This is a genomic window from Wolbachia endosymbiont (group A) of Cydia strobilella (assembly GCF_964026745.1).
Taxonomy (GTDB): domain Bacteria; phylum Pseudomonadota; class Alphaproteobacteria; order Rickettsiales; family Anaplasmataceae; genus Wolbachia; species Wolbachia pipientis.
The window spans coordinates 446,303-461,404 of sequence record NZ_OZ034694.1; the positions used below are offsets into that span (position 1 = coordinate 446,303).

Annotated in this window: 16 protein-coding genes; 6 read left to right on the forward strand and 10 right to left on the reverse strand. The window is 36.3% G+C overall.

The features are described 5' to 3' along the window. Positions 1–4 precede the first annotated feature (4 nt). On the forward strand, positions 5–157 hold the full coding sequence (locus tag AAGD76_RS02130; protein ID WP_264339374.1) for a hypothetical protein: 153 nt from the start codon (positions 5–7) through the stop codon (positions 155–157). A 6-nt stretch (positions 158–163) separates the two neighbouring features. On the opposite strand, the gene hemJ is transcribed toward AAGD76_RS02130, so the two are convergent. Next, positions 164–592, reverse strand: a complete 429-nt coding sequence (gene hemJ, locus AAGD76_RS02135; protein ID WP_010082641.1) for a protoporphyrinogen oxidase HemJ — start codon at positions 590–592, stop codon at positions 164–166. 55 nt (positions 593–647) lie between these two features. Here hemJ and pdhA point away from each other — a divergent pair, with 55 nt between their 5' ends. Both pdhA and AAGD76_RS02145 read left to right on the forward strand, forming a co-directional pair. Beyond that, complete coding sequence (gene pdhA / locus AAGD76_RS02140; protein WP_006279887.1) at positions 648–1,628, forward strand: pyruvate dehydrogenase (acetyl-transferring) E1 component subunit alpha; 981 nt, start codon at positions 648–650, stop codon at positions 1,626–1,628. Between the two features lie 408 nt (positions 1,629–2,036). Then, complete coding sequence (locus AAGD76_RS02145; RefSeq protein WP_006279888.1) at positions 2,037–2,960, forward strand: RluA family pseudouridine synthase; 924 nt, start codon at positions 2,037–2,039, stop codon at positions 2,958–2,960. A gap of 7 nt (positions 2,961–2,967) precedes the next feature. Here the strand turns inward: AAGD76_RS02145 and AAGD76_RS02150 are convergent, their stop codons facing one another. Beyond that, positions 2,968–4,230, reverse strand: a complete 1,263-nt coding sequence (locus AAGD76_RS02150; protein ID WP_038198717.1) for an MFS transporter — start codon at positions 4,228–4,230, stop codon at positions 2,968–2,970. Between the two features lie 61 nt (positions 4,231–4,291). Further along, the gene (gene aspS, locus AAGD76_RS02155) at positions 4,292–6,094 is read right to left on the reverse strand and encodes an aspartate--tRNA ligase (protein ID WP_007548818.1); all 1,803 of its coding nucleotides are present in this window, start codon (positions 6,092–6,094) and stop codon (positions 4,292–4,294) included. A 196-nt stretch (positions 6,095–6,290) separates the two neighbouring features. Between aspS and AAGD76_RS02160 the strand changes: the two genes are divergently transcribed. Together AAGD76_RS02160 and ccmA are read left to right on the forward strand one after the other, a co-directional pair. Then, a complete protein-coding gene (locus AAGD76_RS02160) occupies positions 6,291–6,722 on the forward strand; it encodes a hypothetical protein (RefSeq protein WP_174515653.1) in 432 nt (143 codons plus the stop codon). A gap of 3 nt (positions 6,723–6,725) precedes the next feature. Continuing rightward, complete coding sequence (gene ccmA, locus AAGD76_RS02165; RefSeq protein ID WP_007548816.1) at positions 6,726–7,349, forward strand: heme ABC exporter ATP-binding protein CcmA; 624 nt, start codon at positions 6,726–6,728, stop codon at positions 7,347–7,349. 492 nt (positions 7,350–7,841) lie between these two features. Here the strand turns inward: ccmA and AAGD76_RS02170 are convergent, their stop codons facing one another. Then, complete coding sequence (locus AAGD76_RS02170; RefSeq protein WP_155975180.1) at positions 7,842–8,009, reverse strand: hypothetical protein; 168 nt, start codon at positions 8,007–8,009, stop codon at positions 7,842–7,844. Between the two features lie 203 nt (positions 8,010–8,212). On the opposite strand from AAGD76_RS02170, the gene AAGD76_RS02175 reads away from it, so the two are divergent. After that, positions 8,213–9,508, forward strand: a complete 1,296-nt coding sequence (locus AAGD76_RS02175; RefSeq protein ID WP_341820306.1) for a Na+/H+ antiporter NhaC family protein — start codon at positions 8,213–8,215, stop codon at positions 9,506–9,508. 519 nt (positions 9,509–10,027) lie between these two features. Here the strand turns inward: AAGD76_RS02175 and AAGD76_RS02180 are convergent. The 6 genes from AAGD76_RS02180 to AAGD76_RS02205 form a co-directional block, all read right to left on the reverse strand. Then, on the reverse strand, positions 10,028–10,183 hold the full coding sequence (locus AAGD76_RS02180; RefSeq protein WP_167513690.1) for a hypothetical protein: 156 nt from the start codon (positions 10,181–10,183) through the stop codon (positions 10,028–10,030). Positions 10,184–10,508: 325 nt separating this feature from the next. Continuing rightward, on the reverse strand, positions 10,509–10,808 hold the full coding sequence (locus tag AAGD76_RS02185) for a type II toxin-antitoxin system RelE family toxin (RefSeq protein WP_010962566.1): 300 nt from the start codon (positions 10,806–10,808) through the stop codon (positions 10,509–10,511). Continuing rightward, a complete protein-coding gene (locus tag AAGD76_RS02190) occupies positions 10,789–11,013 on the reverse strand; it encodes a hypothetical protein (protein WP_010962565.1) in 225 nt (74 codons plus the stop codon). The genes AAGD76_RS02185 and AAGD76_RS02190 overlap by 20 nt, the downstream gene beginning before the upstream one ends. A gap of 94 nt (positions 11,014–11,107) precedes the next feature. Next, entirely contained in the window at positions 11,108–12,814 is a 1,707-nt protein-coding gene (gene argS, locus AAGD76_RS02195) for an arginine--tRNA ligase (protein ID WP_010962564.1), read from the reverse strand. Between the two features lie 93 nt (positions 12,815–12,907). Continuing rightward, entirely contained in the window at positions 12,908–13,126 is a 219-nt protein-coding gene (locus tag AAGD76_RS02200; RefSeq protein WP_010962563.1) for a hypothetical protein, read from the reverse strand. Positions 13,127–13,321: 195 nt separating this feature from the next. Further along, positions 13,322–15,037, reverse strand: a complete 1,716-nt coding sequence (locus AAGD76_RS02205; RefSeq protein WP_341820307.1) for an ABC transporter ATP-binding protein — start codon at positions 15,035–15,037, stop codon at positions 13,322–13,324. Positions 15,038–15,102: the final 65 nt, after the last annotated feature.

Sequence of the window (15,102 nt, forward strand, 5' to 3'; positions counted from 1 at the left end):
TATTGTGCGTTACCTACTATCCGAAGAGCGATGCAACAAAGCCATCCCAGTGTCAAGCACTGGGATGACAAGAAAGGGAGCACTGGAATTTTTATTTCAGTATTGTACATTAGCCATGCATCTGAACAGATACGAGCTTTCTGCTTTTTTTGGGTAAGGTCAGTCAAAAAGGTTTTACAACAACCATAATAACTATAACTATTATCAATACTGTAACTGCTTCATTTAAAACGCGAAAATAAATATGTGACTTCTTATTCGAACCCATTGCAAAATTTTTCCTATATTTTGCAAGTAGCATATGAATAATTAACATCAAAAGTATTGCAAATGCTTTTACATGAAACCATCCTTCACGATATGCTTCCCTAATAACCATTAGTGTAATTCCAAGACCAAGTGAGAAAAGCATTGCAGGGTTTATGATATATCTAAGTAGCCTCTTTTCCATTGTTTGAAGCAAGCTATCATTTTCCGATCCCGGTTTTACAGTTGCATGGTAGACATAAAGCCTGGGTAAATAAAGCATACCTGCCATCCACATGATAACAGAGATAACGTGAAAAGCCTCAAGCCAGTGGTAATAGTTCATTAGCAAAAATTTAAAATTCCTGGTATTGTGTTAGTTTAATGAAAAAGAAATCGATATGAAAGCAGAAAATTTCACTAAAGAACAGATAATTGGATTCTACAGGAAAATGCTACTCATACGCAGATTTGAGGAAAAAGCAGGACAATTATATGGGATGGGATTAATAGGCGGGTTCTGTCACCTATCAATAGGACAAGAAGCAGTTGCAGTTGGAACTCAAGCTGCATCAAAATTAGGTGACGCTTTTATCACAAGTTATAGAGACCATGGCTTAATGCTCGCATGTGATTCTGATCCAAATGTTGTAATGGCAGAGCTTACCGGCAAAGAAACAGGATGCTCGAAAGGTAAAGGTGGTTCGATGCACGTATTTGACGTTGAAAAAAAATTCTTCGGCGGGCATGGAATAGTGGGAGCACAAGTTCCAATTGGCACAGGAATAGCATTTGCTAATAAATATAAGAAAAAAGATAATGTGGTATTTACATATTTTGGCGACGGTGCTGCAAATCAAGGACAAGTATATGAATCGTTTAATATGGCATCTTTGTGGGAGTTGCCTGTGGTTTACATCATAGAAAATAATGAATACGCAATGGGAACCTCCGTGCAAAGGTCAACTTTAGTAACAGAGTTATATAAAAGAGGAGAAAGTTTTGGTATTCCTGGAAAACAAGTTGATGGAATGGATTTTTTCTCTGTTTATGAGGCTACAAGCGAAGCAGCGGAACACACACGCAGCGGAAAAGGGCCTATCCTGCTTGAAATGAAGACATATCGATATCGCGGTCACTCAATGTCAGATCCTGCTACTTATCGCTTAAAAGAAGAAGTTGAAGATATGAAGCAAAATCATGACCCTATAAGCACTTTAAAGAAATACATGACAGATAATAAAATGGCTTCAGAAGAAGAGTGCAAAGTAATTGATAAGGAAATACGTGATTTAGTAAAAAAGTCGGAAGATTTTGCCAAAAATAGTAAAGAACCAAGCGTTGATGAGCTGTATACTGATGTTTATAAATTTGTTAGCTAATTTTTTTATCCAGAACTGTACAAACATTGTATAGTAAACGATGTCATCCAAATAGCTCCTTCTCCCGTCATCCAAGTGCCCTCCTTTTTTTGTTATCCCAGTGCTCTGACTACTTGGATCCAGCTGAGTTGGTGAGTATAAAAGTATAGCTAACGCAAGCTCTACGTCATGCCGCCGCGAACCTTCATACCGCGATTCATTCGCGGTATCTCTAGATCCCGCTAACAAGCAGCGGGATGACGGTTGTCAGGCTAGCTGTCATCTCAGTAGTCTCCTTCTCCTGTCATCCGAGTAGCTGACACTGGTTCCTTTATGACGGCAGTAGCCCCTTCGGTGTCATTCCAGTGCTTGACACTGGAATGACACCAATAATTGACATTTCACTAGATATTCATTATAAATAATGGAATGCTACAAAGTATAAAAACCATATTAATAGAAGACGATAACGTTAGGCTGGATAGGTACATCAGAAGAATCTTTCCTGATCTAAAGCAATCTGTAATTGAAAAATCTTTAAGGAAAGGATTAATCAAAGTTGATGATTGCAAAGCAAAGTCCAGTGATAGAGTAAATTCTGGGCAAACTATAACGCTGAAGCACTTGAATTATATTGAAAACGCTAATTCTGATCGCAAATATAATGAAAAGTTAGTGAATCTACTAAGAGAGAACATATTATATGAAGACGAATATATACTAGCTATAAACAAACCCGCAGGGGTCATCGTTCAAGGTGGCGTAAAAGTAAAGATTAGCATGAGTGATTTGCTTGACCAAATAAGAGAGGGAGAAACATTTAAAATTGTCCATAGGCTAGATAGAGATACGAGTGGAGTGATAATATTCGCACGCAACGCTAATGTTGCCAGATACCTTATGGAAGAATTTAAAGGACGAAGAGTAAAAAAAACTTATTTAGCATTAACTTCTGGCATACCGAGCAAGGATAGTGGAACAATAGACTATCCATTGGTGAAAAAATATGTTTCAGGTCAAGAAAAAGTGGTCGTTGATGAAAATTCACCTCAGAATGCCACTACGCATTTTTCAATTATAGCAAAATCCAAACACAATGTTGCTTATTTAAAATTACAACCAATTACCGGCAGAACCCATCAGTTACGTGCACATTTAGCTCATATAAATTGCCCTATTCTTGGTGACGGTAAATATGGTGGTAAAAAAGCTTTTATTGATGGGATAGCAAATAAAATTCACCTTCATTCGCATTCTTTATCTTTAAAACTGCCAAACAATAAAGAAATCACTATCACCGCTCCTATCACTAAACACATCGAAAAATCCATTGAAGCGCTATTTTTCGACTGAAACGATTTCACCAATCAACTTTTCTGTCTTTGGCTTTAATTTGAAGCACAGATATTAGGCTAATTAATGCGCAGGCAGTAAGATAAATGCCTGCTGCAAGTTTTGTTTCGGTTTTTTCTATAAGCCACATGCATATGTATGGAGAAAGGCCACCAAAAATTCCTGCAGATATATTATTTGCTAAGCTTACGCCAGTGCATCTTACTTTTGTTGGAAACAGTTCACAAATAACAGAACCATATATTCCAAAAGATGCACCTACTGGTATAGTAATCAATAAGTAAGTTATTATTACGACATAGTGGTTAACGGAAGATAATAATGGTAATACACATGTACCAATCAGAGATAGCATAATCAGTACAGGAATCATTACGCGTTTTCTTCCAACTTTATCAGATAAAATTGCAAAAAGTACCGCAGATGCTGCAAATACAACCTGTATTACTATCCTCATTAAATCTTTAACACTAATAGATAAAATAACTAGCTCTTTTATTGATATATTATAAAACATTATTGCTGCGTAGACAATTGCATTCTGAGCAATTCCCAGATTGATTGAAATAATAAGCGGTCTTTTATAGTTTCTTACTAGTTCTAACAATGGTGAATGTGCTAAATTATTAGCGTACTTATTAGTTTTATATGCTAAGCTTTCTTTTAATATGTACCTAGTTAAAAAACCTATTGTCCCCCAAAAAAAGCAAAAATAAAAAAGCAACTTCCATCCCCATATTTCATAGTTCTCACCTGTAACTCTTTTGCAGATAAATATCATTGTTATGCATAAGAGCGTTCCAAGGGCTCCGCTAAAGGGCTTCATACTTCCTAAGAAACCTAGATTTTTTTTATCTTTTGAATGCTCTATCGTAAATGCTGTATTAATGCTTGTTTCACCTCCTGCAGTTATTCCTTGCACTATTCTACAAAACACAAGCAATACAGGTGAAAGCAACCCTATTTCTTTATACCCAGGTATAATTCCCATAATTGTGGATGATATTGAAATTAATATTACTGAAGTAAGTAAAGTCTTTCTTCTGCCATACTTATCTCCCATATAACCAAAAATTACTGCACCAATTGGTCTAAACGCAAAACCAATTGCAAAAACACCAAGGAATTTGAGTGTACTCAAATAATGATCTTCTGATGGGAAAAAAACGTTGATGATTGTATCTGTTAATACTCCAAAAAGAGTGAGTTCATACCACACAATCATGTTACAGATCATGCCCGATAGTATTGCTTTTTGGATATTATTCATGGTCTTTCAATTTAACATAACCTAATATATCATTAACCGGTGCTCCTTGCTATAAAATTTTTCATTCAATAACCTTCAAGGATAATTCACGTAAATGCTTATCCTCCACCTTGGAAGGAGCACCCATTAGAACATCTTCACCTTGCTGGTTCATAGGAAAACAGATTACTTCACGAATATTTGGCTCATCAGCAAGCAGCATAACTATTCTATCAACTCCTGGTGCTATTCCACCATGAGGAGGAACACCAAATCTGAATGCACGTACAAGTGCACCGAATCTTGTATCAACTTCTCCCCGGCTATAACCTGCAATGGCAAAAGCTTTATACATGATATCCAGTTTGTTATTACGAATCGCCCCACTTGACAGTTCTATTCCATTGCAAACAAGATCATATTGGTAAGCAAGGATATCCAGTGGATTTTTGTCCTCTAAATCTTTCAGACCACCGTGTGGCATGGAGAATGGGTTATGAAAGAAATCTATTTTTTTACTTTTATCGTCATATACAAAATATGGAAAATCAATGATCCAACAAAACTTGAAGATATTATCATCTATAAGACTGAGTTCTGACCCTAAAAGAGTGCGTACTTTTCCTGCAATGTTTGCCGCCTCATTCTCTTTGTCAGAAGCAAAAAATACACTATCTCCTGGCTCTATGTTTGTTGCTTCTCTTATGTGGTTTAGCCTATTTTCATCAAGAAATTTAGCAATTGGGCCTTTCGCAGTTCCATCTTTATCAAACGTTATATATCCGAGACCCTTAGCACCGAATTCTTTTTGCGCATGTTCTATCTTTTTATCAAAGAAGCTGCGTGGTTCCTCTGCTGTTTTAGGTGCAGGGATGGCTCTCACTACCATACCACGCTCAATATTGCTTTTGAAAATATTGAACCCTGAATCACGAAAAATTTCTGTAACATCGCTGATTAATAGTGGATTACGCAAATCTGGCTTGTCAGAACCATACTTAAGCATTGCCTCTTTGTATGTAATGCGTGGAAAATCTTTATCGACAGACTTGCGAGAAAATTTAGCAAACACTCTATATAAGGTAGACTCAATAATCTGAAAGATGTCTTCTTGAGTTACAAAAGACATTTCAAGATCTAGCTGATAAAACTCTCCCGGAGAACGGTCAGCCCTTGCGTCTTCATCACGAAAACACGGTGCAATTTGGAAATATTTATCAAACCCTGAAACCATGAGCAACTGTTTGAAAATCTGCGGAGCTTGTGGCAATGCATAGAACTTGCCAGGATTTAGCCTGCTTGGCACTAGGTAGTCGCGTGCTCCTTCAGGAGAGGAAGCAGTGAGTATTGGAGTTTGAATCTCTAAAAATCCTCGCTCTATCATGAGCTTGCGGAGCTCTGCAATAATTTGTGAGCGCAAAATAATATTGTTGCGGACTTTTTCACGTCTTAAGTCAAGAAATCGATATTTAAATCTCATGTTTTCTGGGTATTCTTGCTCGCCGGTAATGCTTGCCAATATACTTCTTTCTTCTTTTGCTATTTCTTCATCAAAGTGGAACTCAACTTCCGACTCAACGCGCAAATTGTTAACTATCACCTCGATTTCTCCGGTAGAAATAGAGCTGTTTACCGTATCTTCAGTTCTAGCTTCAACTATTCCTGTAACAGTAATTACACTCTCCAATTTTAAATTTGATATCTCATCAAAAAAGTCTTTGTCATTATTAAATACTAGCTGAGTGATTCCGTAGAAGTCTCTTAAATCAACAAAAATTAGGTTACCATGGTCGCGCTTACGATATAACCATCCAGAAAGGGTAACTTCCTTTTCTACGTCGTTCTTCCTCAGTTCATTGCACGTATGAGTTTTATAGCAGTTCATATTTGTTTTACTTCTAAATTCTTTAAGAAGTATAGAAATAAACCTTATTACATACAAGCCCGTTCGTCAGATATTTGCGCAATTTTCGAAATAGAGCAGTACTGCTTTTATATTGTCTTTACCCGCAAAAAAATTGCACAATTTCTATAATTATGGTATAATAGTAGGGGTATTTTTAATGAATTAGATACAGGAAATGCCACTTACACAGATCATATTATATAGCGTAACATTACTTGCTGTAGCTGCAGTATTTCTCTTTTTGAGAAAAATATACAAAAATCGCATTAGAAAAATCATATTTCCTAGAAAAGTTTTTAAAGAAGAGTGGGAAGAAGACAGAAAATTCAATGAATTATATCAAAAAAATAAGCAAAAAGAGTTGATGAAACAACAAGAAACGCTACGCGAGAAACAAAAAGATGTGCAAGTTTATAAAGAAGATCCAGAAATAGTTGACATAGCAAAACCGGTAGGTAAATGGACAAAGATGGTTATGATGGGTAATGGTTTAATGCAGCGTTTTGCACAATTGATACATAGAGAAGGCGGACAGAAAGGATTTTGGGAGCTGTTTGTAAAAGCTCAGGCTTCAACTCAAGGTAAACATAAGGGAAAGGGCAGATAATCCATGCTTGAATGTGAAAATTTATCCTGCACTCGTAATAATAAGGTACTATTTAAGAATCTCAGTTTTAAAGCTGAGCTAAAATCAAAGATTCTAATCACTGGTCCAAATGGTAGTGGTAAAACCAGCTTAATTAGAAGTTTATCTGGACTTTTACCGCCGGTATCAGGCAATATAAGGCACTGCGGAAAAGATATATATGATGATCCAAAATCCTATATATCTTCTATGGTCTATATAGGCCATAAGAATGCCTGTAAAGATAGCTTAACTGTTGCTCAAAACGTAGAATTCTGGGCAGGAATACGAAATACTAGAGAATTGATTGTGGCAGCTATTTGTTGCTTGCAGTTGCAACCTGTACTTAATATTAGATATGGCGAACTTTCTGCAGGCTGGAAAAGGAGAGTTGCGCTTGCTCGCCTCTTGATTTCTAATGCAAACGTTTGGCTGATAGATGAACCATTTTGTAATCTTGATAGTGCAACGTGTGAATTAGTGCTGAACCTAATCTCAATACGCTCTGAGCAAAATGGTATAGTAATTATTACAGGGCATAGCTCTACAGAGCAATTGTGTGATTTTACAACGATTGATATACGTAATTTCAATAGACTTCTTGTATAGTTTTTGGCAACAACCGCTAGAAATAAAAAACTTGCTTGACAAACTCCGCCAGCCCCCTTATCATAAACACTGAAGCTATTTATTTATCTTCTCTGTACAGATTAAATGACAAAAAAACTCACGTATCTGGCGTCTCATGTTTAATTTTTTGCACTATGTGCACCTTATGTCTTTATCAAACTTCTACCTACATAAGCTGAAACGCGCTTATAAAGCGTTTAAAACATAAAAAAACGCCATACTTGAAAGTATAATGTAAGTAATTAGCCAACTATGGGGCTTCTTTTGCCTTTTTTTCTGTTTAGTAAATTTCTTAAATATTTATAGCTAAACGACAACCGTCATCCCGCTGCTTGTTAGCGGGATCTAGAGATACCGCGAATGAATCGCGGTATGACGGTTAATTATTCTGCGGCGGTATGACGTAGAGCTCGCGTTAGCTATACTTTTATACTCACCAACTCAGTATCCAATCTGGATCCAAGTAGTCAGCTACTTGGATGACAACCTGTTGAGGCTGCGCTTACACATTCCACTTTCTATGCTCACCAAACAAATTTGCTTACTCGCAGCAAAATTTTCTGGATCCAAGTAGTCAGCTACTCGGATGACATCTTTGTGTTTGAGGCAAAACCAGCTATAACATTTCTTCGCAAACAAATGTTCGTACAGTTGTGCGCGTGATGCTGGAATCTAGACAACAATTAGATCCTATTGTCAAGCAATAAGCTACATGTGCTATTTATTTAGTAGATTAAATATGAAGTTTAAAACTCTGCTATTGACTTCCTGTAGAACTAGTGAAAACCAAACTTGCTTAAAACCACTTAATTAGTTATAGTTATAAGTTTAGGTACAGTAAAATGACAGCTTTTGTCCCCTTGATTATTTTTTTAATCTTGTATCTTGGAAGTGGTGCTTATTTTTCTTTTATCGGAACTGATAATCCACTTCATCAGGTTTCACCAGTAATCTGCTTATTACCAGCACTATTTTTTGCTGTCTCACGTGGTACAAATAAAATTCAGCATAACATCGATACTGTTATCAAGGGCATGGGTGACAAAAACACCCTTACTATGTGTTTAATTTTTTTATTTTCTGGAGCATTTTCTGCGGTGACTCAATCAATCGGTAGCGCAGACACTGTTGCTAATTTAATTCTTAATTTCCTTCCAGCAAGATTACTGCTGCCTGGAGTATTTTTGGCTTCTGCTTTTATTTCAACTGCAATTGGCACATCTATGGGAGTTGTTGCGCTGATGGTACCTATAGCTGTTAATCTGGCAAAAAGTGGAGCTTTTGGTCTCGAAATAGGAACTGCAACTGTAGTAGGTGGTGCCGTGTTTGGCGATAACCTTTCGATGATATCTGATACCACCATTGCATCTGTTTCTTCACAGGAAGCTTCAGCAAAAGATAAACTTAAAATGAACTCTAAAGTTGCACTTATTGCCAGCATTATAACACTCATCTACCTAGCAGTTGCCTCAAATAGTACAAAAATTATTTCTATATCAAATTTAGATTATTATTCTATAATAAAAATTATTCCTTACATTTCTTTAATAATCATGGGGCTGCTTGAAGTCGCCACTTTAGTAACAATAACTATAAACATAATTATTGCTGGTGTGCTAGGAATAACTTTTTTTGACTATGCTATCATTCAATTTCCTCATGACGTGTATAACGGTTTCAAAAAAGTAAACGAAATAGTGATATTTGCTCTATTTATCGGTGGATTGAGCCATATAATGTACAAGCAAGGTCAAAAAGCGTTGCATAAACTCATCGATGAAAGCAATATCACAAAAACTAAAGCTGAATTTGTGATAGCAGGAATTGCGTCTATGTTTACTACCTTAGTTGCCAATAATACCATTGCTATTTTACTAAGTGGTGGCATTGCAAAAAGGCTTGCACAAAAACACAGTATTGCGCCACATCGCAGCGCATACTTATTAGATGTTTTTGCTTGTGCTACAAAAGGTATCTTACCTTATGGTTCCCAACTATTGCTAGCAGGTAGCATCGCCTCTGTATCACCTATTTCTTTATTAACACAGGTATATTATTGCTTTATTCTAGCGGCAGTTACAATAGGCGAAATAATCATCAACAGCAGAAAAGAGAAACATTGTGCGGCTGCAACTTAGAGTTTCTCTTTTTTTACCCATAAGGAACGGAATTACTTGACACCCTTCGCCAACCCCCTTATCATGAAACTGAAGCTATTTATTTATCTTCGCAATCTGTGCAGGTTAATGACAAAAAACTTAGGGTATTTGGCGTCTCATGTTTAATTTTTCGCACTACGTGCATCGCATGTCTTTAAAAATTTCTGGGTTTTTACCTATATAAGCCGAAACGCGCTTACAAAGCGTTTAAGACAGCAAAAAACGTCAAATTGACAAGGGAGAATTTGAATGCTAGCTACTACGGGGTTTCTTTGCCTTTTTTCCTGCTTAGTAAATTTCTTAAACACTTGCGGTGTAGGTTAGTTGCAAGTTAAAAGCAGCTAAATCGCTCTTAATCAAGCGTTTTAGAATAAAAAAAACGCCGATATTTTAGTACATAGTAAATAGCCAACCACCATGGGGCTTTTTTTGCCTTTTTTTTCATTTGGTAAATTTCTTAAACATTTATAGTTGCAATTTAAGAGCCCGTAAAGGGTGTCATTCCAGTGCCCCTGTGATGTATTCCAGTGCTTGACACTGGAATACAGTTTTCCATATAATCTCATCGAAAATGTTGTAACCACTTTCCATGCTAGTTTGCTTGTTCACAAGCAAACTTTTCTGGATCCCAGTGTCTGGGCACTGGGATGACAAGAGAAGGTACTAGCCTGACACCCTGACAACCGTCATCCCGCTGCTTGTTAGCGGGATCTATGCTAATGCCCTTTTATTCTTTCAATTATGTTATTTCCATTTAAATCTGTCTGTTCCGCAACTTCAGTGAATACAGTTGAATACTCCCTAAAACTGATCGTCATAACTTTACCCTACTTTGAATAATATTTTGATCATTACATATTGTAACAAAAAAAATCAACTCATTTCTTCTAACGGCTCTATATTAAAGATAGAAAGTCCAGAAGCAATGACGTGTGCTAAGGCTTGGACAAGTTGCAGCGGTGAGATCTTTCTTATATTTTTAATTGTGTAATCTTCTGTGTTTGTAAATGTTTTTTCTATACCCCACTGCAGTAATAAGTACTTTACGTTCTGAATGATTTATGATGTAAATTATACGGTAGTTGCTAACCCTTATCCTATATTGCCCTCTAAAGCTATGACATAAAGGCTTTCCTAGATTAAAAGGATCAACTGTAAGGCGTTTCTTTATGGCCTCCTGAACCATTAATTTAATCTTTGCCGGAAGAGCTGGAATTTCTTTTTCAATAACATTTTTTAAGAATTTTATAGTGTAAGTTTTATTTCCAGATGTTTTCATCATCCTCTACTTCTTCTTCACCTTCAGAGAGGCGATCGTCAGCTATTTTGGATAGCTCTACATCTTCTTCGAACTCTTCTTCCACTAAATCTACTAAAACTTCAGGAATAGTTTTATTTTGAGTCTCTGCCATTTCTGTAAGATACTGAGCCAATTTACTGTCAAAACTTACATTAACATTGAGCTTTTTTTGACTGTGAGCCATATATTAACCAGAAAATACTACTATAAACTATAACATTTTTACTTAATTTTGTCAACTTCTCTATTCGTTGAAAAAACAATCTTGCATAAAAAAATCAACTCATCTCTTCCAAAGGCTCTATATTGAAGATAGAAAGTCCAGAAGCGATGACGTGTGCTAAGGCCTGCACGAGAAACATTCTTGCAGCGGTGAGGTTTAAGTTGTCTTCCAGTATGAAACGCATGTTTAAATCACTCTTGCCATACCCCCATAAAACGTGAAACGCTTCTGCAACTTCAAGTAAGTAGAAAGTAATTCTGTGTGGCTCACAAAGCCTTGCTGCAATTTCTACCACATCTGGCCACTTTGCTAAGGTTTTTATGAGGAAGAGCTCTCCACCTGTCCTTAAAAGTGAAGGATCTGCTGTTGGGAGCTCTTTTGGAGCATTACGCATTAACGAATGAGCACGAGCATGCGCATATTGCACGTAAAAAATAGGGTTGTCTTTTGACTGTTCTTTAACTTTAGCAAAATCAAAGTCCAAGACCATATCATTCTTGCGTGTTAGCATTATAAAACGAGTTATGTCCCTGCCAACTTCTTCCACTACATCTCTTGCTGTTAGGAAGTTTCCTGATCTTTTGGACATCTTAACAGGTTTGCCGTTCTCGAAAAAATTCACAATATTATGCAGTTTTACCTCTATTTTTGCTTGATCATCACTGAGCGCAGAGACGACTGCTTTGAGTCTTTTGACATAACCGCCGTGGTCACTACCAAGCTCTACGATCATATTGTTAAAACCACGCGATATCTTATCAAAATGGTAAGCGATATCCGAGGCAAAATAAGTCCAACTGCCGTCCTCTTTCTTCAATGCACGGTCAACGTCATCACCAAATTTTGTAGAGCGAAATAGCATCTCTTTTCTGGAAGTCCAATTTTCGCTTTCTTTGCCTTTTGGTTTCTCCAGGTACCCTTCATACACTAGACCCTTGTCAGACAATATCTTTATACTCTCTTCAATTTTGCCACTTTTTTGTAGCTCATACTCTGAAGTAAAAACATCATGATTTACTCCAAGTAAGTTCATGTCTTCCTTTATGATTTCTAAGATAGAACTTAAAGTATAGTCTCTAATCACTTGATTATCTTGCTTTTCTAGAAGCTCTGCGCCATATTTTTTGGCCAGCCCAGTCCCTATTGGTTTTAAATATTCACCTGGGTATAAACCTTTTTCGATGCTGATTTTTTCTCCCAGAGCTTCCTTATACCGCAAATATACTGACCGAATTAGCGTATCTATCTGCGCTCCAGCATCATTAATATAGTATTCCTTAGTAACTTTATAACCAACTTTTTTCAATAAATTTGCCAGAACGTCACCAAATACTGCCCCTCTTGCATGACCAATATGCAGTGGACCAGTTGGATTTGCAGATACAAATTCAACATTAATGGCCTGATTGTTCCCTATATCTAGGGTGCCAAACTCTGTTTTTAGCTCATTTATTTGTTTTAAAATTCCATGCCACACTTCTATTTTTAAGTGCATGTTGATGAAACCAGAGCCTGCTATTTCCACTTTTGCAACTTCATCAAAAAGTTCAAATTCTTTGGCTAAAACCTCTGCAATTTCAATGGGATTCTTCTTTTCATGCTTTGCAAGCACCATAGCAACATTTGTGTAAATGTCTCCATGGACTCTATTGCTTGGAGGCTCTATGATAAAGTTTGCTGCACTTGTGCTTATAACACCCCTTTGTTTCAACTCATTCAATTTACTAAAGATTAGAGAAGAAATCTGCTTAAAAATGTTCATTCACTATATTGCTATAAAATCTATAGCAGTATAGTGAATAAGTGGAACTAGTTGAAGGTTTATCTTAACTATTTTATCTTCCTGGATCAGAGTTTATATTAAGTCGTTGCCGTAACCATGGTAAGAGAAAGCCATACCTTCGCTGTAACCATCATTACCAGCATCAGGCTCTTCAACATCATCAGTTACTACCTGATCTTCAGTTGTGATTTTATCCTTGATCGTCTCGTCTACACCCTCATCACTATAAGAAAATTTGTTAGTATATGAATAGCGATTATTGATTTTATCACTATAGTTATGTTTTAACATAGAGACCTCCTATACAGTCAAAATTGGAATTACATTAAGATAGAACAAGCTATGAATATAACGTGAATGAAAGAAACTACAGATCACGAAATTTCCGGATAACTATGGAACCATTATAAAATAATAAAATTAAAAATTTAATAATTTTAATTATAAATCTAGCATATCAACTAACGGTATGATTTAAATTTTCTTTCAATTCCACTGTATCTTCGCCAGTTTTGCATACAGCCCGTCTTTACTCATTAGAAAGTCATGAGTTCCTACTTCTTCTACTTTTCCATGATTAATTACTATAATCTTGTCAGTCTTGAGTGCGGTTGATAGTCTGTGTGTAATTACGATTGTTGTTCTGTTTTGCATTAACTTGCTCAATGCTTTTTGCACGAGGTTCTCACTTTTGTAATCAAGGGCAGAGGTTGCTTCATCCAGTATTAAAACCTGAGGATTGTTGAGTATGGCCCTTGCTATTACAATACGTTGTTTTTGTCCTTCAGAAAGTTTTAATCCTCTTTTTCCTACAAATGTATCAAATTTATCAGGCAGCTTATCAATAAATTCCATCGCATAAGCGCTGATGGCTGCTTGCTTCACTTCCTCATATTCGGCACCTGGTTTGCCATATAGTATATTTTCCATTATTGAGCAAGAAAATATCATGTGATCTTGTGGCACTAAGCCAAACAACGATCTGAGGTCATTTAGCGCAATTGACTTAATATTGTGCCCATCGATAGTAATGCTACCTTTGTTTGGATCATGAAAACGGAGCAGAAGCTTTAAAATGGTGCTTTTACCACTGCCAGATGGTCCAACAATTGATACTGCTTGACCTGCCTCTATAGAAAACGATACATTGTTTAACGCTGGCTTATCAAGCTGAGATTCATAAAAAAATGTTACACCATTAAATGAAATTCCTTTTTGAACACTATAAATTTTTATAGGATCATCGGCATCTACTATAGAGCTTTTCATATTTTTAAATTCAAATAAACGCTCTACTATTCCAAGACCTCGTTGTAAATCACTGATATTATCGCTCAAATTATTTATAGCTCCTGCCGCAAGCGCTGAATAAAACACAAATGAGGAGAGTTCTCCAATAGTTATATTATTGCTTAAGACTTCTTTAATACCAAAAAAGAGCAAAACAACTAGTGAACCTATCACACACGTGATAACTAGAGTTACTAGAATAGCACGCAAGAGTACTAATTTTACGTATGATTTTGATACTGAGTTTAAATGTTCCTTAAAACGGATTTTTTCGTTTTCCTCGAGTACAAACGATTTGATAGTCACTATAGATCTAAAATTTTCCTCACTAAATGACGCAAGCTCACTTAATTTATCCTGGGCAAAGCGTGCATAGCTACGCACTTTTTTTCCAAGTGAGGTCATGATAATGAGTAGTATAGGTATTATTGCGGCTGCATACGCAGTTAGTTGTATATTTGTATATAATAACATAGCAACACTGCCAATCAGAATCACAAAATTTCGTAATATGGTTAGTAAGCTGCTGTTTATTATTGATTGCAGCACAGAGGTATCAGTAATTAACGCTGAGATAACATCTTGTACGCCTGTGTTCTCAAAGAAACTTGGTTGCAAGTTAGTGATACTGCTATATAAGTCATATCTGATTCTTGCGATAACTTTCTCGCTGCCAATGCCAATGAAATATAACCGAGTAAATGCAGTGAGAGAAATGGCTAAAACTATAAGTATTGCAACTAATAGTTTGGTAGTAAAATCGTGCTCTGTGCCAGAATCAATTATATTGCTTAAGCCTCTGCCAAAGAGGAGGATCGTTAAGGCTGAAAATAAAACTGCAATAAAAGCTATGACAAAATAGGATAGATTAGGCTTTATATAGTAAAATAACTGCCTAATATTAGATCGCATCTTATTTTAAAGTTTCTAAAGTTAAGTATATAGATTTTAGTTTCAGGGGAAAGGGGAAAGGTGTA

Coding starts and splice junctions, on each gene's coding strand:
- argS (WP_010962564.1), bottom strand. CDS start 12,814: ATGAACATTTTTAAGCAGATTTCTTCTCTAATCTTTAGTAAATTGAAT.
- hemJ (WP_010082641.1), bottom strand. CDS start 592: ATGAACTATTACCACTGGCTTGAGGCTTTTCACGTTATCTCTGTTATC.
- AAGD76_RS02200 (WP_010962563.1), bottom strand. CDS start 13,126: ATGTTAAAACATAACTATAGTGATAAAATCAATAATCGCTATTCATAT.
- AAGD76_RS02205 (WP_341820307.1), bottom strand. CDS start 15,037: ATGCGATCTAATATTAGGCAGTTATTTTACTATATAAAGCCTAATCTA.
- AAGD76_RS02160 (WP_174515653.1), top strand. CDS start 6,291: ATGCCACTTACACAGATCATATTATATAGCGTAACATTACTTGCTGTA.
- ccmA (WP_007548816.1), top strand. CDS start 6,726: ATGCTTGAATGTGAAAATTTATCCTGCACTCGTAATAATAAGGTACTA.
- aspS (WP_007548818.1), bottom strand. CDS start 6,094: ATGAACTGCTATAAAACTCATACGTGCAATGAACTGAGGAAGAACGAC.
- pdhA (WP_006279887.1), top strand. CDS start 648: ATGAAAGCAGAAAATTTCACTAAAGAACAGATAATTGGATTCTACAGG.
- AAGD76_RS02145 (WP_006279888.1), top strand. CDS start 2,037: ATGCTACAAAGTATAAAAACCATATTAATAGAAGACGATAACGTTAGG.
- AAGD76_RS02150 (WP_038198717.1), bottom strand. CDS start 4,230: ATGAATAATATCCAAAAAGCAATACTATCGGGCATGATCTGTAACATG.
- AAGD76_RS02175 (WP_341820306.1), top strand. CDS start 8,213: ATGACAGCTTTTGTCCCCTTGATTATTTTTTTAATCTTGTATCTTGGA.
- AAGD76_RS02185 (WP_010962566.1), bottom strand. CDS start 10,808: ATGAAAACATCTGGAAATAAAACTTACACTATAAAATTCTTAAAAAAT.
- AAGD76_RS02190 (WP_010962565.1), bottom strand. CDS start 11,013: ATGGCTCACAGTCAAAAAAAGCTCAATGTTAATGTAAGTTTTGACAGT.